Origin of the sequence: Stenotrophomonas sp. NPDC078853, from assembly GCF_044901215.1 — a bacterium.
In the GTDB taxonomy this organism is placed as follows: Bacteria; Pseudomonadota; Gammaproteobacteria; order Xanthomonadales; family Xanthomonadaceae; genus Stenotrophomonas; species Stenotrophomonas lacuserhaii.
Genome location: NZ_JBJDOQ010000016.1, coordinates 34873 through 51085, shown reverse-complemented (window position 1 = coordinate 51085; position 16213 = coordinate 34873). Strand labels below are relative to the sequence as shown.

General features: G+C 67.0%; 19 protein-coding genes. 13 read left to right on the top strand and 6 right to left on the bottom strand.

The genetic code is table 11. The features are described from left to right. Positions 1-16: 16 nt before the first annotated feature. The 3 genes from rplI to rpsF form a co-directional block, all read right to left on the bottom strand. Positions 17-469: a 50S ribosomal protein L9 gene (gene rplI / locus ACI2JH_RS15510; protein WP_042613983.1), complete on the bottom strand. Its 453-nt coding sequence runs from the start codon at positions 467-469 to the stop codon at positions 17-19. Positions 470-569: 100 nt separating this feature from the next. Continuing rightward, positions 570-800: a 30S ribosomal protein S18 gene (gene rpsR, locus ACI2JH_RS15505; protein ID WP_005926280.1), complete on the bottom strand. Its 231-nt coding sequence runs from the start codon at positions 798-800 to the stop codon at positions 570-572. 11 nt (positions 801-811) lie between these two features. Then, positions 812-1252, bottom strand: coding sequence for a 30S ribosomal protein S6 (gene rpsF, locus ACI2JH_RS15500; protein WP_042613984.1), 441 nt, complete (start codon positions 1250-1252; stop codon positions 812-814). 425 nt (positions 1253-1677) lie between these two features. Between rpsF and ACI2JH_RS15495 the strand changes: the two genes are divergently transcribed. Further along, the gene (locus tag ACI2JH_RS15495; protein WP_101100561.1) at positions 1678-2937 is read left to right on the top strand and encodes an MFS transporter; all 1260 of its coding nucleotides are present in this window, start codon (positions 1678-1680) and stop codon (positions 2935-2937) included. A 496-nt stretch (positions 2938-3433) separates the two neighbouring features. Here the strand turns inward: ACI2JH_RS15495 and ACI2JH_RS15490 are convergent, their stop codons facing one another. After that, a complete protein-coding gene (locus ACI2JH_RS15490) occupies positions 3434-3772 on the bottom strand; it encodes an iron-sulfur cluster assembly accessory protein (RefSeq protein WP_101100562.1) in 339 nt (112 codons plus the stop codon). A 130-nt stretch (positions 3773-3902) separates the two neighbouring features. Between ACI2JH_RS15490 and asnS the strand changes: the two genes are divergently transcribed. The 12 genes from asnS (at position 3903) to ACI2JH_RS15430 (ending at position 14328) form a co-directional block, all read left to right on the top strand. Further along, on the top strand, positions 3903-5297 hold the full coding sequence (asnS, locus tag ACI2JH_RS15485; RefSeq protein WP_404736631.1) for an asparagine--tRNA ligase: 1395 nt from the start codon (positions 3903-3905) through the stop codon (positions 5295-5297). 30 nt (positions 5298-5327) lie between these two features. Further along, positions 5328-5627, top strand: a complete 300-nt coding sequence (locus ACI2JH_RS15480) for a hypothetical protein (protein ID WP_042614896.1) — start codon at positions 5328-5330, stop codon at positions 5625-5627. A gap of 7 nt (positions 5628-5634) precedes the next feature. Then, positions 5635-5949 (top strand): hypothetical protein, encoded by a 315-nt coding sequence (locus ACI2JH_RS15475; protein ID WP_057507927.1) that lies wholly within the window; start codon positions 5635-5637, stop codon positions 5947-5949. 4 nt (positions 5950-5953) lie between these two features. Beyond that, positions 5954-6595, top strand: coding sequence for an FMN-binding negative transcriptional regulator (locus ACI2JH_RS15470; RefSeq protein WP_404736630.1), 642 nt, complete (start codon positions 5954-5956; stop codon positions 6593-6595). 74 nt (positions 6596-6669) lie between these two features. Continuing rightward, on the top strand, positions 6670-7332 hold the full coding sequence (can, locus tag ACI2JH_RS15465; RefSeq protein WP_042614893.1) for a carbonate dehydratase: 663 nt from the start codon (positions 6670-6672) through the stop codon (positions 7330-7332). A gap of 20 nt (positions 7333-7352) precedes the next feature. Then, positions 7353-7865: a 3-hydroxyanthranilate 3,4-dioxygenase gene (locus tag ACI2JH_RS15460; protein WP_404736629.1), complete on the top strand. Its 513-nt coding sequence runs from the start codon at positions 7353-7355 to the stop codon at positions 7863-7865. A gap of 68 nt (positions 7866-7933) precedes the next feature. Continuing rightward, entirely contained in the window at positions 7934-9208 is a 1275-nt protein-coding gene (gene kynU, locus ACI2JH_RS15455; RefSeq protein ID WP_404736628.1) for a kynureninase, read from the top strand. Continuing rightward, positions 9189-10604, top strand: coding sequence for an FAD-dependent oxidoreductase (locus ACI2JH_RS15450; RefSeq protein WP_404736653.1), 1416 nt, complete (start codon positions 9189-9191; stop codon positions 10602-10604). Before kynU ends, ACI2JH_RS15450 begins: the two co-directional genes overlap by 20 nt. Beyond that, positions 10604-12043, top strand: a complete 1440-nt coding sequence (gene sbcB, locus ACI2JH_RS15445; RefSeq protein WP_404736627.1) for an exodeoxyribonuclease I — start codon at positions 10604-10606, stop codon at positions 12041-12043. The genes ACI2JH_RS15450 and sbcB overlap by 1 nt, the downstream gene beginning before the upstream one ends. After that, on the top strand, positions 12040-12726 hold the full coding sequence (locus tag ACI2JH_RS15440; protein ID WP_101100570.1) for a DUF2461 domain-containing protein: 687 nt from the start codon (positions 12040-12042) through the stop codon (positions 12724-12726). Before sbcB ends, ACI2JH_RS15440 begins: the two co-directional genes overlap by 4 nt. A 5-nt stretch (positions 12727-12731) precedes the next feature. Continuing rightward, positions 12732-13718, top strand: a complete 987-nt coding sequence (locus tag ACI2JH_RS15435) for an aldo/keto reductase (RefSeq protein ID WP_404736626.1) — start codon at positions 12732-12734, stop codon at positions 13716-13718. Positions 13719-13782: 64 nt separating this feature from the next. Beyond that, positions 13783-14328, top strand: coding sequence for a DUF2939 domain-containing protein (locus ACI2JH_RS15430; protein WP_319278901.1), 546 nt, complete (start codon positions 13783-13785; stop codon positions 14326-14328). 89 nt (positions 14329-14417) lie between these two features. On the opposite strand, the gene ACI2JH_RS15425 is transcribed toward ACI2JH_RS15430, so the two are convergent. Both ACI2JH_RS15425 and ACI2JH_RS15420 read right to left on the bottom strand, forming a co-directional pair. Next, positions 14418-15365, bottom strand: a complete 948-nt coding sequence (locus tag ACI2JH_RS15425) for a 5'-nucleotidase (protein WP_042614885.1) — start codon at positions 15363-15365, stop codon at positions 14418-14420. A gap of 48 nt (positions 15366-15413) precedes the next feature. After that, positions 15414-16187, bottom strand: coding sequence for an NAD kinase (locus ACI2JH_RS15420; RefSeq protein WP_057507938.1), 774 nt, complete (start codon positions 16185-16187; stop codon positions 15414-15416). Between the last annotated feature and the right edge of the window lie 26 nt (positions 16188-16213).

Genomic DNA, 16213 nt, shown 5'->3' with positions numbered 1-16213 from the left:
GCCTTTCGGCGTGGGATCAGGCCTTTTCGGCTTCGACCACGACCTTGACGGTGGTTTCAACGTCGGCGTGCAGGTGCACCAGGACGTCGTACTCGCCAATGTTGCGGAAGGCGCCTTCGCCCAGGATGACTTCGCTCTTGTTGACCGGCAGGCCAGCAGCGGTGAAGGCATCGGCGATTTCGCGCGCGCCGACCGAGCCGTACAGCTTGCCTTCGGTGGAAGCGTTGGCCGCGATGGTCACCGACTTGCCTTCCAGCTTGGCCTTGCGGGCTTCGGCATCGGAATGGATCGACTCGGCCTTGGCTTCGTACTCGGCGCGCTTGGCTTCGAACTCGGCCTTGTTGCTCTCGGTGGCCGGCACGGCCTTGCCCTGCGGCACGAGGAAGTTACGGCCGTAGCCCGGCTTCACGTCGACCAGGTCGCCGAGGTTGCCGAGGTTGGTGACTTTCTGCAGAAGGATCAGCTGCATGGTGTTACTCCAGAATGTATTCGTTAGCGAGGCGATGCCCCGCAGCGGATGGCTGTCCGAATATCAGTGCGGGAGGGCGGCACGAGGCCGCCCGCCGGCATCAGATGTCGTGGTTGTCGGTGTACGGGATCAGGGCCAGGAAACGGGCGCGCTTGACGGCCGTTGCCAGCTGGCGCTGGTACTTCGACTTGGTACCGGTGACGCGGCTCGGCACGATCTTGCCGTTCTCGGTCAGGTACTGGCGCAGGGTGTTGAGATCCTTGTAATCGATCTCTTTCACGCCTTCGGCGGTGAACTTGCAGAACTTGCGGCGACGGAAGAACTTGGACATGTCAGTGCTCCTTAAGCGGCCGAAGCGGCGTCGTCGCCGGCATCGTTGTCAGCGGCGGGGGTGGTGGTCTCACCTTCTTCGTCGTCACGACGACGACGCTCGCCACGCTCGGGCTTGTCGCCCTTCTCGTCCTTGCTCTTCATGATCAGCGACTGCTCGGTATCCGGGCCATCGCGCTTGACGACCAGGTTGCGCAGCACGGCGTCGTTGAAGCGGAAGCTTTCCACCAGCTCGCTCAGCACAGCCTGGTCAACTTCGATGTTGAGCATGACGTAGTGGGCCTTCACCAGGTTCTGGATCGGGTACGCCAGCTGACGGCGGCCCCAGTCTTCCAGACGGTGGATGGTGCCGTTGCCGTTCTCGACGAGCGACTTGTAGCGCTCGATCATTGCCGGGACCTGCTCGCTCTGATCCGGGTGGACCAGGAACACGATTTCGTAATGACGACTCATGTTTATATACCTTTCGGATGTGGCCGTTTCGGCCGGACAGCCCCCCGCGGTGGTGACGGCGGTGGGGCAAGGGTTCCTACGCTGGGCGCAGGAAGCCGGCAATTATGCCTGTTGGGGTTGGCCGGGGCAAGTCGCAGTCCGGTTGGCTGCAGGTGGGTCGGGCGGTGGCGCTGGGCGGGGGACGGCAGAAGCCGCATCCTGCGGGCCTCGTTTCGCGCCATCCTTGGCGCTCAACGCCCCCGCCCAGCCCCACCGCCCGACCCCTGACAGATTCCGGGCGCCGCCGAAGCGGTAGCGCCGAGCCATGCTCGGCGGGCGCTGCCCCCGAACGCGCCATGACGCAGGCAGAGATACAGCGTTCAGCCGGCAGGACGCAGATCGGGCGACTGTGCTGCGCTGCAGCAGTACAATCCGTACTCGTACAAATGCCCCGGATTTTTCCTGTGAACCCGTCCGCTCCCCCGGTTGCCACGTCCACCCTGGCCGCCGTGCTGTCGCCCCGCCAGCGCACTTTCATCCTGCTGGCCCTGTCGCTGGGCGGATTCGCCATCGGTACCAGCGAGTTCGCCAGCATGGGCCTGATGCTGGACATCAGCCGCGGGCTGTCGATCACAGAAGCGCAGGTCGGGCACCTGATCAGCGCCTACGCCATCGGCGTGGTGGTGGGTGCGCCAGTGCTGGCTTTCGCCGGCGCCGGTATCAGCCGGCGCAGCCTGCTGCTGGGCCTGATGGGCTTCTACGCGATCGGCAACCTGGCCAGCGCGCTGGCCCCCAACTACCACACCATGCTGCTGGCGCGCTTCGTTGCCGGCCTGCCGCACGGCGCCTATTTCGGCGTGGCGATGCTGGTGGCGGCCTCGATCAGCCCGCCGGCACAGCGCGGCGCGGCCGTGTCGAAAGTGCTGCTGGGCCTGTCGATCGCGATCCTGGTCGGCAATCCTCTTACCACCTGGCTTGGCCAGCAGTTCACCTGGCGCACTGCCTTCGCCCTGGTCAGCCTGCTGGCGCTGGCCACCGTGGTGATGGTGTCGCGCCACCTTGCACCGGACCCGAACGAAGTACGTACCAGCCCGATGCGTGAGCTGCGTGCGTTCAACACCACCCAGGTGTGGCTGGCGCTGGCGATCGGCTCGATCGGCTTTGCCGGCATGTTCTGCGTGTTCACGTATCTGGCACCGACGCTGGTCAACGTCACCGGCATCGACGAACGCTGGATGCCTGCGGCCGTCGGCCTGTTCGGCGTGGGCGCGATCATCGGCAACATGCTGGGGGGCTGGCTGGTGGATCGCCTGCAGTTCCGCGCCGCCGGCGTGCTGCTGGCGTGGTCGGTGGTGGTCCTGCTGCTGTTCCCGCTGGCCGCGCATTCGCCCTGGGCGATGGTGCCGGCGATCATTGCGGTGGGCACCATGGGCGCGCTGGCCGTGGCCCTGCAGACCCGCCTGATGGACGCCGCCGGCGAGGCCCAGACCCTGGCCGCCGCGTCCAACCATGCCGCCTTCAACACGGCCAACGCGCTGGGCCCGTGGCTGGGTGGCATGGCCATCGGCGGCGGCTTCGGTTACGCCTCCACCGGGTACGTAGGTGCCGCTACGGCGGCGGCCGGCCTGCTGTTGTGGGGTGTGTCGGTGGTGATCGAGCGCCGGCGCGGCGCTGGTTCGCTGGCAGTGGGTGCGTCGAACGGGTAAAACCCCCTCGCGGCGGGCTGCTGCGAAAAGCAGTCTGCGTGATCGGGGCCGGGCGGTGGGGCTGTGCGGGGGACGGCAAGAACTGCGTCCATGCGGGCCTCGATTCGCGCCATCCATGGCGCTCAACGCCCCCGCCCAGCCCCACCGCCCGGCCCCCTGACGGGTTCCGTGGGCCGCCCGCCGCGTGAAAAAAAAGAAAAGCGGTAGCGCCGACCCATGGTCGGCGAGCGCAGCGGGCCGTTGGCGGGAACATTCCGCCGACCATGGGTCGGCGCTACCAAGGCCACCATGGACCTGTCGAAGGTGGGGCGGGGTGGCTGTGCAGGACCGTCTTTTCGCATGGATGCGAAAAGCGAGCCTCCATGGATGGATGCACGGCGTGTCCTGCACAGCCACCCCGCCCCGCCAACACACAGCCCTGCAGGCTCTTGACGTTGCCGTTGCCGTTGCCGTTGCTGCTACAGCAAGCCGGCCGCAGGCCGGAAACCCCCAGCCCTCAGCGGTGCGACTCATCCGTGGTGAAACTCTCACCGCAGCCGCATTCGGCCGCTGCATTCGGGTTCTTGAACGTGAACGTCTCGCTCAGGCCCTGCTTGCCGAAATCGATGACCGTGCCATCCACCAGCGGCAGGCTCTGCGCGTCCACGTAGATGCGCACCCCGTCCTGGTCGAAAACACGGTCGCCCTCGCGCTCGTCACGTGCCAGATCGGTCACGTGACCCCAGCCCGAGCAACCGGTGCGGGTCACGCCAAAGCGCAGCCCCAGGGCACCAGGGGTCTGGGCGACGAAGCGCTGCACGCGCTCAAAGGCTACTGGGGTCAGGCTGACGGCCATGATGGAGCTCCACGAAGGTACGAGACGAGTATAAAGGCCACCGGGGCAGTAGAAATGCCTCGCAAGCGGAACGCTGCAACCGGTAAACTTCGAATTCACAGATCGAGTCGATCAGCAGAGGATTCAAGTCATGACGGTGGTCAGCGTTGAACATGCGCTTGCCGGGAAGATCCCGGAAGGCGGCGAAGTCACGGTACGCGGCTGGGTACGCACGGTGCGTGGCTCGGCGAATCTTGCCTTCATCAACGTCACCGACGGCTCCTGCTTCGCCCCGATCCAGGTGGTGGCAGCCGAATCGCTGGCCAACTTCGACGAGGTCAAGCGCCTGACCAGCGGCTGTTCGCTGATCGCCAAGGGCACACTGGTCAAATCACAGGGCAAGGGCCAGTCCTTCGAGATCCAGGCCAGCGACGTGGAAGTGGTCGGCTGGGTCGAAGACCCCCTGACCTACCCGATCCAGCCCAAGCCGATGTCGCCGGAGTTCCTGCGCGAAGTGGCGCACCTGCGCCCGCGCACCACCCTGTTCGGCGCGGTCACCCGCATCCGCAACTGCCTGTCCCAGGCCGTGCACCGGTTCTTCCACCAGAACGGCTTCAACTGGATCAGCACGCCGATCATCACCACCTCCGACGCCGAAGGCGCCGGCCAGATGTTCCGCGTCTCCACGCTGGACATGGTCAACCTGCCGCGCACCGAGCGCGGCGAGGTCGACTTCAGCCGTGATTTCTTCGGCAAGGAAACCTTCCTGACCGTGTCCGGCCAGCTCAACGTGGAGGCGTACTGCCTGGCGCTGAGCAAGGTCTACACCTTCGGCCCGACCTTCCGTGCCGAGAACAGCAACACCACCCGCCACCTGGCCGAATTCTGGATGATCGAGCCTGAAATCGCCTTCGCCGACCTGGCCGAAGATGCGCGGCTGGCCGAGGAATTCCTGAAGTACCTGTTCCGCGCGGTGCTGGACGAACGTGGCGACGACCTCGCCTTCCTGGCCGAACGCGTGGACAAGAACGCGATCAGCAAGCTGGAGAACTTCATCAATGCCCCGTTCGAGCAGATCGACTACACCGAAGCGGTGCAGCTGCTGCAGAACTCCGGCCGGAAGTTCGATTTCCCGGTGGAATGGGGCCTGGACCTGCAGACCGAACACGAGCGCTGGCTGACCGAAGAACATATCGGCCGCCCGGTGGTGGTGACCAACTACCCCGAGCACATCAAGGCGTTCTACATGCGCCTGAACGACGACGGCAAGACCGTCGCGGCGATGGACGTGCTGGCACCGGGCATCGGCGAGATCATCGGCGGCAGCCAGCGCGAAGAGCGCCTGGACGTGCTGGATGCGCGCATGGCGCAGTTCGGCCTGGACCGCGAGCACTACGGCTGGTATCGCGACTTCCGCCGCTATGGTTCGGTGCCGCACGCCGGCTTCGGCCTCGGCTTCGAGCGCCTGGTGGTGTACGTCTGCGGGCTGTCCAACATCCGCGATGCCATCGCCTACCCGCGCGCCCCGGGCAACGCCGACTTCTGATCCCCTTCCATCCACGGAGGTACCGACCCCATGACCCTGTTCTTCGCGCTGTGTTTCTTTGGCGTGGCGATCGCCGGGTTCAGTGCCTTCGTGATCTTCTGGCCGCTGACCCTGGTGCACCTGCGCGACCGCCATCCGGCGTTGTCGCAGCGCTTTGGCAGCGGTGCCTTCCTCAAGCCCGAAGCACTGGCCTGGCTGTTGCGGCGTGACTATCGCGCGCAGCCGGACCGCTCGCTGTCCGGGCTGGCGACACCGGCCTGGGTATCGCTGCTGACCCTGCTGGCCGGACTGGGCATGGCCGCCCTGCTCTGGCTGGCGTCGATCTGGTAATCACGAGATGAATGACGACTCCCTTCCGCAGGACAGCTGGTGGCTGGCCAGCCTGGGCAACACGCTGATCTGGGCACGCCTGCGCATCCGCCCGGCCGGCACCGCCGAAGTGCTGGACAGCGATGGCAACACGCTGAGCTACGACGGTGAAGACACCGCGCGCGCGCAGCTGTTCGATGCCGAGTTCGTGGAATACGACGGGCTGGACGAAGAAGACGCGCTGGTGCGTGGCTTCTCGCTGCATGAAGTGCAGCCGCCCCGGGCCAGCACCGATGAAGGGCTGCGTGGCCTGATGGTGCAGTCGCTGGGCCGCACGGTCTAGCTTCATGTTCACCCCGCGCGCCTTCGCTGAAACCGACCTGCAGTGGCTGGACGCGCTGTTTGCCCGCGATGCGTTCATTACCCTGCTCACCACCGGTGACGATGGCCTGCCAGAGCTGACCCGGCTGCCGGTGCTGTACCGCCGCCAGGGGCAGGCGATCGAGCTGCGCGGGCACTGGGCCAGGGCCAATCCGCAATCGCGCCGCGACGGACCCGCCAAGGTGCTGGTGGACGGCCCGCACGGGTATGTGTCGGCGTCCTGGTATCCGGACAAGGAGGCCATGGCACGGGTGCCGACCTGGAACTATGCCGCCGCTGAACTGTGCGGCCAGCTGCACCGCTTCGAGGACACCGACGCGCTGGCGGCGGTGGTCGCCGATACCGGCGATCTGTACGAAGCGAAGGTAGGCCGTGACTGGCAGTTCGAGGCGCAGCGCGATGACCACCGCAGCCAGTTGCGCGGCATCATCGGCTTCCGCTTCCTGGTGGACACCGTGCAGTTGAAAATGAAGCTCAGCCAGAACCACCCGGTGGCCAACCAGCAGGCCGTCATCGCCGAACTGGAACGGCTGCCCTGCCCCACCTCGCACGAGCTGGCGCAGTGGATGCGCCGTTTCCTGGACGCGCCGGACACCGCGCGCGACTGAAGTATTCCGTTGATTCCCGCGACGACGCGGCTCTGCCCGCCGCGCCTTGCCCCCCACCACGTCAGGGACCCCACATGAAAGATGTTGAAAAGCTGCTGCAGAACAACCGCGACTGGGCCGACCGGATCCAGCAGGAAGACCCCGCGTTCTTCGACCGGCTGTCCACGCAGCAGCATCCGGAATACCTGTGGATCGGCTGTTCCGATTCGCGCGTACCCGCCAACCAGATCATCGGCATGGCCCCGGGTGAGGTCTTCGTGCATCGCAACGTGGCCAACGTGGTGGCGCACACCGACCTCAACTGCCTGAGCGTGATCCAGTACGCGGTGGACCAGCTGAAGGTGAAGCACATCCTGATCGTCGGCCACTACGGCTGCGGCGGCGTGCATGCCAGCCTCAACAACGTCCGTGTCGGCCTGGCCGACAACTGGCTGCGGCATGTCGGCGACGTGGCCCAGAAGCATTCGGCCATCCTCGATGCGATCGATGATCCGGACCTGCGCCACGCACGGCTGTGCGAACTGAACGTGATCGAGCAGGTCGCCAACGCCTGCCAATCCACCATCGTGCGCGATGCCTGGGCACGCGGGCAGAAGCTGACCGTGCATGGATGGGTCTACAGCCTGCGCGATGGCCGCGTCCGCGAAATGGGCATCGACGTCGACAGCCCGGAAGCGCTGCAGCCGGGTTATGAGAAAGCGCTGTCCTTCGTCCCGCGCAAGGGCAAGCGCGACTGAGCCTCAACCGGAGCATCCGCATGCTTGCTTCACCGATCAACCTGATGGGCTGGGTCGAAGAACACCGGCACCTGTTGAAGCCGCCGGTCGGCAACAAGATGATCGAGGACGGCGACTTCATCGTGATGGTGGTCGGCGGCCCCAATTCGCGCACCGATTTCCACATCGACGAGGGCCCGGAGTGGTTCTACCAGCTGGAAGGCGAGATGGTGCTGAAGGTGCAGGAAGACGGCAAGGTCCGGGACATTCCCATCCGTGCGGGCGAGATCTTCCTGCTGCCAGGCAACGTGCCCCACTCGCCGCGCCGCCCGCCGGGCGGCATCGGGCTGGTGGTGGAACGCAGGCGCCTGCCGCACGAACGCGATGGCGTGGTCTGGCACTGCGAGCGCTGCAATCACAAGCTGCATGAAGAGTGGTTCACCCTGCAGAACATCGAAACCGACCTGCCGAAGGTGTTCGCCCGTTACCAGGGCGATCTGCAGCTGCGCACCTGCAGTGAATGCGGACACGTGGATCCGCTGCCCGGCAGCTGACCCGTACCGGCATGCCACGACGCCGCGCGCGGTACACTTCGAACACGTCAAATCGTGTGGCTTTCACTATGTCCGAACCGCTCAGCCGTGCCCACGCGTTGGCCCTGGATGCCAATGATCCGCTCCGCGACCTGCGCGGCGAATTCCTGATCCCCCGCCACGAAGGCGGCGAGCAGACCTATTTCGTCGGCAACTCGCTGGGCCTGCAGCCACGTGGTGCGCAGGCCGCGGTGCAGGAGGTCATGGGGCAATGGGCCACGCTGGCCGTGGAGGGCCACTTCACCGGCCCGACCCACTGGCTGGGCTACCACCGTCTGGTCAGCGGACAACTGGCGCAGGTGGTGGGCGCATTGCCCAGCGAAGTCGTGGCGATGAACACGCTCAGCGTGAACCTGCACCTGATGATGGTGAGCTTCTACCGGCCCACCGCGCAGCGCCCGGTGATCCTGATGGAAGCCGGCGCCTTCCCGACCGATCGCCATGCGGTGGAAGCGCAGATCCGCTTCCACGGGTTCGATCCCGCCGAGTGCCTGGTCGAAGTGCAGCCGGATGAAGCAGAGGGCACGATCTCGCTGCAGGCCATCGAGCAGGCCATCGCCCGCCACGGCGCGCGCCTTGCGCTGGTGCTGTGGCCCGGCGTGCAGTACCGCACCGGCCAGGCGTTCGACCTGCAGGCGATCACCACGCTGGCACGCGCCCAGGGCGCCCACATCGGCTTCGATCTCGCGCATTCGGTCGGCAACCTGCCGCTGCAGCTGCATGAGGTGGCGCCGGACTTCGCGGTGTGGTGCCACTACAAGTACCTCAACAGTGGTCCGGGCGCCGTCGCCGGGGCCTTCGTACATGAACGCCACCATCGCGACACCACCCTGCCGCGCTTCGCCGGCTGGTGGGGCCATGAGGAAGCCACCCGCTTCCAGATGGCGCCGCAGTTCGTGCCGTCCGTCGGCGCCGAAGGCTGGCAGCTCAGCAACCCGCCGATCCTCGGGCTGGCGCCGCTGCGTGCGTCGCTGGACCTGTTCGAACGCGCCGGCATGGCCGCACTGCGGGAGAAGTCGCTGGCCCTCACCGGGATGCTGGATGCGCTGGTGCAGAGCCGCCTGCCGCACGTGCTGGAACGCATCACGCCCGCTGACAGCGAGCGCCGCGGCTGCCAGCTGTCCTTGCGTGTGATCGGCGGCCGTGAGCGCGGCCGGGCCCTGTTCGAACACCTGCGCGCGGTGGGCGTGCTGGGTGACTGGCGCGAACCGGACGTGATCCGGATCTCGCCGACACCGCTGTACAACCGCTACCAGGACCTGCACCACTTCGTTGATGCAGTCGATGCCTGGGCCGGGCACTGACGCCGTGCAGGACACATCGCTGGACACCGCCGCCCCGCGTTCGCTGACCATTGTCGGTGCGGGGCTGGCCGGCTCGCTGCTGGCCATCCTGCTCTCCCGGCAGGGCTGGAACATCACGGTGTACGAGCGCCGTGGCGACCCGCGCGTCAGTGGCTATGAAAGTGGCCGCTCGATCAACCTGGCGCTGGCCGAACGCGGCCGCAACGCGCTGCGCCAGGCCGGCGCGCACGTGGAAGCGGCGGTGATGGAGCGTGCTGTGATGATGCGCGGGCGGATGGTCCACCTGCGCGACGACGCCGCCCCCGCGCTGCAGCGCTACGGCCGCGACGACAGCGAAGTGATCTGGTCGATCCATCGCCGTGAGCTCAACGTCACCCTGCTGGAGCTGGCCGAACAGGCCGGCGCCATCGTGCATTTCCACCGGCGCCTGCATACGGTGGACTTCGATGCGCAGCACGCGCGCTTCATCGATGACCGCGATGACACCCCGCATGACATCCGCTTCGCCACGCTGGTCGGCGCGGACGGCGCCGGATCGGCGCTGCGCGCGGCGATGAACCGCCGCCAGCCACTGGGTGAGCGCATCGAATTCCTGGACCACTCCTACAAGGAGCTGGAGATCCCGCCGGGCCCGGGCGGCACCTTCAGCATCGACCCCAACGCGCTGCATATCTGGCCGCGCGGCCGCTTCATGTGCATCGCCCTGCCCAACCACGAAGGCACCTTCACCGTTACGCTGTTCCTGCCCAACAAGGGCGATCCGGGGTTCAACACGGTCACCACCGGCGAACAGGCCGAAGCACTGTTCGCCCGCGAATTCCCCGATGCCCTGGCGCTGATACCGGACCTGCGCGCTGACTGGGATGCACATCCGCCCGGCCTTCTCGGCACCCTGTACCTGGAGCGCTGGCATACCGATGGCAAGGCCGTCCTGATCGGCGATGCCGCGCACGCCATGGTGCCCTTCCACGGCCAGGGCATGAACTGTGCCTTCGAAGACTGCGTCGCGCTGGCCCGGCACCTGGAAGCCGCCAGCGACCTGCGCAGCGCGTATTCGGCGTTTGAGATCGAGCGTTCGCCCAATGCCTGGGCGATCCAGCAGATGGCGCTGGAAAACTACACGGAGATGCGCGACCAGGTGGCCGACCCGGGGTTCCTGCTGCAGCGTGAACTGGAGCTGGCGCTGCAGCAGCGGTGGCCCACGCGGTTCGTGCCACACTACACCATGGTTACTTTCCTGCACACGCCCTACGCCGTCGCGCTGGAGCGCACGCGGATACAGCGCCGCATCCTGCGCAACGCCACCGCAGGCCTGGATTCCCTGCAGCAGGTCGACTGGCGCGCGCTGGAAGCCGAAGTCCACGCCAAGCTGCCGGTGCTGGAGGGCGCGCACTGATGGCCGACAACTTCCTGTTCTACGATCTGGAAACCTTCGGCCAGGATCCTCGCCGCACCCGTATCGCACAGTTCGCCGCCATCCGCACCGATGCGCAGCTCAACGAGATCGACACCCCCGTCAGTTTCTACGTGCGCCCGGCCGATGACCTGCTGCCTTCACCGTATGCCACGATGGTCACCGGCATTACCCCGCAGCATGCGCTGGCCGAAGGCATCGGTGAATCCGAGGCGTTGGCGCGGATCAATGACCTGATGAGCCGCCCCGGCACCTGCGCGCTGGGCTACAACACGCTGCGCTTCGATGACGAGTTCATCCGCCACGGGCTGTTCCGCAACTTCTTCGATCCCTACGAGCGCGAATGGCGCAACGGTAATTCGCGCTGGGACCTGCTGGACATGCTGCGGCTGATGCATGCGCTGCGCCCCGACGGCATCACCTGGCCCAAGCGCGAAGACGGTGCGACCTCGTTCAAGCTGGAGCACCTGGCCGATGCCAACGGCGTGCGCGATGGCGATGCGCACGAGGCGTTGTCCGACGTGCGCGCCACCATCGGCATGGCCCGGCTGTTCCGCGATGCGCAGCCGCGCCTGTGGGACTATGCGCTGCGCCTGCGCGACAAGCGTTTTGTCACCAGCCTGCTGGATGTCACCGCCCTGCGGCCACTGCTGCACATCTCGATGCGCTATCCGGCCAGCCGCCTGTGCGCCGCGCCGGTGCTGCGGTTGACCGTGCATCCGCACATCGCCAACCGCTACATCGTGTTCGACCTGGACGGCGATGTTGACGCGCTGCTGCAGTTGCCGGCCGAGACCATCGCCGAGCGCCTGTACCTGCGAGCCAGTGAACTGCCTGAAGGCGTGCAGCGCATTCCGTTGAAGGAAGTACACGCCAACAAGGTGCCCGCGCTGGTGGCCTGGAACCACCTTCGACCCGATGACCACCAGCGCCTTGGGCTGGACATCGCCGCCATCGAAGCCAAGGTCGAACAGCTGCGTCCCCATGCTGCGCAGCTGGCCGAGAAGGCGCGCCAGGTCTTCGCCCGGCCACGCGAAGGCGGCCCATCCGATGTCGACGCCTCGATCTACGATGGCTTCCTCGGCGCCGGCGACAAGTCCCTCCTGGCACGCGTGCGCACCACTCCGCCGGAAGCGCTGGGCGCGCTGGAAGGTGAGTTCAATGATCCCCGCCTGCCGGAACTGCTGCTGCGCTATCGTGCGCGCAACCATCCTGGCAGCCTGGATGCCGATGCCCGCGCGCGTTGGCAGGCCTACCGCCAGCGGCGCCTGCGCGGAGATGAAAAGCTCGGCGAAGTGAACCTGGCCGAGTACAACGAACAGATCGATGCGCTTGCCGCCGAGCCGTCCGACGACCTGCGCCGCCCGGCGCTGCTGCAGGCGCTGCGCGATTGGGGCAAGCAGCTGGAGGACAGCCTGTGAGCGCTTATTTTTCCGATGCCAGCTTCAAATTCCTGAAAGCACTGGCACTGCACAACGACAAGGCGTGGTTCGCTGACCACAAGCAGCAGTACGAAGACCACGTGCGACAGCCGTTCCTGCGCCTGCTCGCTGACCTGCAACCGGCGCTGGCCGAGGTCAGCCCGAAATTCCGTGCCGATACGCGCACCGTGGGCGGTTCGTTGTTCCGCATCTACCGCGATGCGCGCTTTTCCAACGATAAATCGCCGTACAAGAACTGGCAGGGCGCGCGGCTGTTCCATGAGCGCCGTCGTGAAGTCGCCGCACCGTCGTTCTACGTGCACCTGCAGCCCGGTGCGAGCTTCGTCGGTGCCGGTGTGTGGCATCCCGAGCCCGATACCCAGCGCCGCATCCGCCACTTCATCCTGGACAATCCGGGCAGCTGGAAGCAGGCCGCGCATGCCCCGGCGCTGCGCCGTCGCTTCGAGATGGAGCAGACCGAAAAGCTGGTGCGCCCGCCGCGCGGCTTCCCGGCGGATTTCGAGTTCATCGACGATCTCAAGCACCGCAACTGGGTGATGTGGCGGCAGCTGGACGATGCCACCATGACCGGGCCCCGCCTGCTGTCCACGCTGGGCAAGGACCTTGCCGCGCTGGGGCCGTTCGTGGATTACCTGTGCGCAGCGCTGGATCTGGAGTTCTGACCCCGATGGCGACGCCACTTCCGCAACAGCGCCGCACGCTGGGACGCAGCGGACTGCAGGTATCGCCGATCGGGCTGGGGTGCTCCGGCTTCTGGGGCCATCGCCGCTTTCCCGAAGCCGACGCAGCACGAGTGGTGGCGCATGCGCTGGAGCGGGGAGTCAACCTGCTCGACACCGGCCACAACTATTCCGCTTTCAACGCCGAGCCGCGACTCGGGCGCATCCTCAAGCCGCTGCTGTCGCGCTTCCCGCGTGACTCGCTGGTGATCTCCAGCAAAGGCGGAACGTTGACCGGCCAGGCCGGCCCCAGCGGCGCCGAGCAGCGCGATTTCTCGCCGGGGGCGATCACCGCCAGCTGCGAAGCCTCGCTGCGCAACCTCGGCCTGGACTACCTGGACGTGTACCAGCTGCACGGCATCGCGGGCGAAGAGGTCACCGACGAGCTGCTGCACGCGTTGCAACAGCTGCGCCAACGCGGACTGATCCGCAGCACCGGCATCAATACCCATTCCGCGGTGACCCTGGACTGGATGCTGGCGCGACCGCAGGCCTTTGACGTGGTGCTGCTGGACTACAACGCCCTGCAGCAGGATCGCGCATCACACATCAGCCGGCTGCACGCGGCCGGCATCGGCGTGCTGGCCGGCACTGTGCTGGCCCAGGGCCACCTGCTGCCGACGCGACCGCGCCTGCCACGGCCCGCCGATGCCTGGTATCTCGCGCGGGCCTGGCTGAAGCCAAGCAGCCGGCGGCTGATGCGCAGCGCCCGCGCGATGCGCGCGGCAGTGGCCGCGATTCCTTCGCAGCGCCCGGCACAGACCGCGTTCGCTTATGTGCTGCAGCATCCCGGGGTGGCCGCGGGCATCCTCGGTACCACCCGCGTGGGCAGCCTGGACGAAGTGCTGCAGACCGTGCCGGAGCGCTTGGGCGAGGCCGATCGCGCGCGTCTGGTCGCCGCGTTCGGGGACGGCAGCGGCTCACCCAGTCACTGAGGCTTAACCCACGTCCGCGCGTGATGCGGCACGCTGTGGGCTTGTCCCTCAACGCCCTGCTGCCATGAAGAAGTTCGTCGCTTTCGTGCTGGTCCTGCTGCTGGCACTGGCCGCTTGGTGGTTCAGTGGCCCCTACCTCACTGTGCATGGGCTCGCCCAAGCGATCGAACAGCGCGACACGACGCGGCTGGAGCGCTACGTGGACTTCCCGCGCGTGCGCCTCAGCCTGCGCGCGCAGGTCAGTGATTACATGGTGCGCCAGGCAGGTCCGGACGTGGCCGGCAGTCCGTTCGGCGCGCTGCTGTATGGCCTCGGCGACCAGCTGGGCGGCGCCGCGGTGGATACGGTGATCACCCCGATGGGGATCGGTGCGCTGTTGCAGGGCCACGCGCTGTACAAACGCGGCCGCAACGAGCTGCAGGGGAACGACTCCTGGGGCCCCACCCAGCCTGCGCAGCCGTTGCAGCAGGCCAAGGGACGCTTCGAGCGGCTGGACCGCTTCGTGGTGGACCTCGACCGCGGGCCCGGACAGCCACCGTTGCAGGTTGTGCTGGAGCCGCAGGGCCTGCGCTGGCAGGTCGTCGACCTGCGCAACGCGGTGCCGCAGTGAACCGTTTGCGCCGACCCGAGGTCGGTAGCTGACACACCCCGCGCTGCGCGCTCGGCGGGCATGGCTCGGCGCTGCCATGAACCGTCCGGTCAGGTTTCGTTGGCGACGCCGTGCGGCACATGGCCGGCCGCGACGTGTTCGCGGGCACTGTCGATGTTGTGCTGCGAATCATCGAAGAAGATGTCCGCGCCGAAGGCCTGCAGGAACGGGCCCTTGTGGCGGCCGCCGAGGAACAGCGCTTCATCCAGGCGCACGCCCCATTCGCGCAGCGTGCGGATCACCCGCTCATGCGCAGGCGCCGAGCGCGCGGTCACCAGCGCAGTGCGGATCGGCGCGTCTTCTCCGGACGGGAACACTTCCTGCAACGTATGCAGCGCCGACAGGAAGCCGCGGAACGGGCCCCCGCTCAAGGCTTCGCGGGCGCGCTCACGCTCATGCCGGCCGAAGGCTTCGACCCCCTGCTCGCGCGAAATACGCTCGCTTTCATCGCCGAAGATCACCGCATCGCCATCGAAGGCGATCCGCAGCTGCCCGGCCGGGCGCCGGGTATCCACTACCTGGTCGGCGGCGGCGGCAGCGGTTTCGCCGGGTGGCTTGGGCAGGATGGTCGCCGCAGCGATGCCGTGGCGCAGCGCGCTGCGTACCGATTCGGGATTGGCCGACAGGAACAGGTCCGTGCCGAAGGGCTTCACGTAGGGCCAGGTCGGCTCGCCGGCAGTGAACGTAGCGCGGATGATCCCCAGCCCGTAGTGCTGGATCGAGTTGAAGATGCGCAGGCCGGTATCGGCCGAATTGCGCGACAACAGGATCACCTCGACGCGCGGATTCTCCGGGCCGGCGCCCTGGTTCAGCGCCAGCAGCTTGCGCACCACCGGGAACGCCACGCCGGGGCCCAGCACGTCGTCTTCGTGCTCGCGCTGGTACTTGGCGTAGGCGTCCACGCCGTCGCTTTCGAACAACGCGTGGCTCTCTTCCAGGTCGAACAGGGCGCGCGAGGTCACCGCGACGGTCAGCAATCGGGGAGTGTTGTCGCCCATCGGGGAATTCCTTGCAGCAACCGGCGGTTGCCGGCGGCCTATTGTCGCTCAGAACACGAACTGTTCGGACAGGATCCGGTCTTCGAGATTGTGTTCCGGGTCGAACAGCAAGGTCACCTGGCGGTCGCGGCACTCGCGGATGGTCACTTCCACCACGTCGCGGGTCTCGTGCGAATCGGCGGTGACACTGACCGGGCGCTTGTACGGATCGAGCACGCGGAAGCGTACTTCGGTATCGGCCTTCAGGATCGCCCCGCGCCAACGGCGGGGCCGATACGGCGCCAACGGGGTCAGCGCGATGGTGGCCGAGCCCAACGGAAGCACCGGGCCATGCGCGGAATAGTTGTAGGCAGTGCTGCCGGCCGGCGTGGCAACCAGCACGCCATCACCGATCAGCTCAGCCACCCGTTCCTGGCCGTTGAGGTCCACGCCGATGTGCGCGGCCTGCCGGGTCTGGCGCAGCAGCGAGACATCGTTGTAGGCCAGCGATCCGGTGGAGGTCCCCGATTCGGTCAGCGCGGTCATCTGCAGCGGCCGCAGGTGGGCCGGTTCGGCCAGCGCGATGCGCGCGGCCACGTCGTCCGCGTCACGGTACTGGTTCATCAGGAAGCCCACCGTGCCCAGTTTCATGCCGAACACCGGCCGGCCGAGGTGGCCGTAACGGTGCAGGGTCTGGAGCATGAAGCCATCGCCGCCCAGTGGACACAGCACGTCCGCCGCGTCGGGCGCATGCTCGCCGTGGCGCGCCACCATGGCGGCGAGGGCAAGCCGTGCCGGCTCGGTGTTGCTGGCCAGGAAGGCAATGCGGGGGGAATCGCTCATGCAGGATGTCCGGTGGTGCGCGGGTA

Coding starts and splice junctions, on each gene's coding strand:
- rpsF (WP_042613984.1), bottom strand. CDS start 1,252: ATGAGTCGTCATTACGAAATCGTGTTCCTGGTCCACCCGGATCAGAGC.
- can (WP_042614893.1), top strand. CDS start 6,670: ATGAAAGATGTTGAAAAGCTGCTGCAGAACAACCGCGACTGGGCCGAC.
- rpsR (WP_005926280.1), bottom strand. CDS start 800: ATGTCCAAGTTCTTCCGTCGCCGCAAGTTCTGCAAGTTCACCGCCGAA.
- ACI2JH_RS15495 (WP_101100561.1), top strand. CDS start 1,678: ATGCCCCGGATTTTTCCTGTGAACCCGTCCGCTCCCCCGGTTGCCACG.
- ACI2JH_RS15475 (WP_057507927.1), top strand. CDS start 5,635: ATGAATGACGACTCCCTTCCGCAGGACAGCTGGTGGCTGGCCAGCCTG.
- ACI2JH_RS15470 (WP_404736630.1), top strand. CDS start 5,954: ATGTTCACCCCGCGCGCCTTCGCTGAAACCGACCTGCAGTGGCTGGAC.
- rplI (WP_042613983.1), bottom strand. CDS start 469: ATGCAGCTGATCCTTCTGCAGAAAGTCACCAACCTCGGCAACCTCGGC.
- sbcB (WP_404736627.1), top strand. CDS start 10,604: ATGGCCGACAACTTCCTGTTCTACGATCTGGAAACCTTCGGCCAGGAT.
- ACI2JH_RS15430 (WP_319278901.1), top strand. CDS start 13,783: ATGAAGAAGTTCGTCGCTTTCGTGCTGGTCCTGCTGCTGGCACTGGCC.
- ACI2JH_RS15450 (WP_404736653.1), top strand. CDS start 9,189: ATGCCTGGGCCGGGCACTGACGCCGTGCAGGACACATCGCTGGACACC.
- ACI2JH_RS15490 (WP_101100562.1), bottom strand. CDS start 3,772: ATGGCCGTCAGCCTGACCCCAGTAGCCTTTGAGCGCGTGCAGCGCTTC.
- ACI2JH_RS15435 (WP_404736626.1), top strand. CDS start 12,732: ATGGCGACGCCACTTCCGCAACAGCGCCGCACGCTGGGACGCAGCGGA.
- ACI2JH_RS15420 (WP_057507938.1), bottom strand. CDS start 16,187: ATGAGCGATTCCCCCCGCATTGCCTTCCTGGCCAGCAACACCGAGCCG.
- ACI2JH_RS15460 (WP_404736629.1), top strand. CDS start 7,353: ATGCTTGCTTCACCGATCAACCTGATGGGCTGGGTCGAAGAACACCGG.
- ACI2JH_RS15480 (WP_042614896.1), top strand. CDS start 5,328: ATGACCCTGTTCTTCGCGCTGTGTTTCTTTGGCGTGGCGATCGCCGGG.
- ACI2JH_RS15425 (WP_042614885.1), bottom strand. CDS start 15,365: ATGGGCGACAACACTCCCCGATTGCTGACCGTCGCGGTGACCTCGCGC.
- asnS (WP_404736631.1), top strand. CDS start 3,903: ATGACGGTGGTCAGCGTTGAACATGCGCTTGCCGGGAAGATCCCGGAA.
- kynU (WP_404736628.1), top strand. CDS start 7,934: ATGTCCGAACCGCTCAGCCGTGCCCACGCGTTGGCCCTGGATGCCAAT.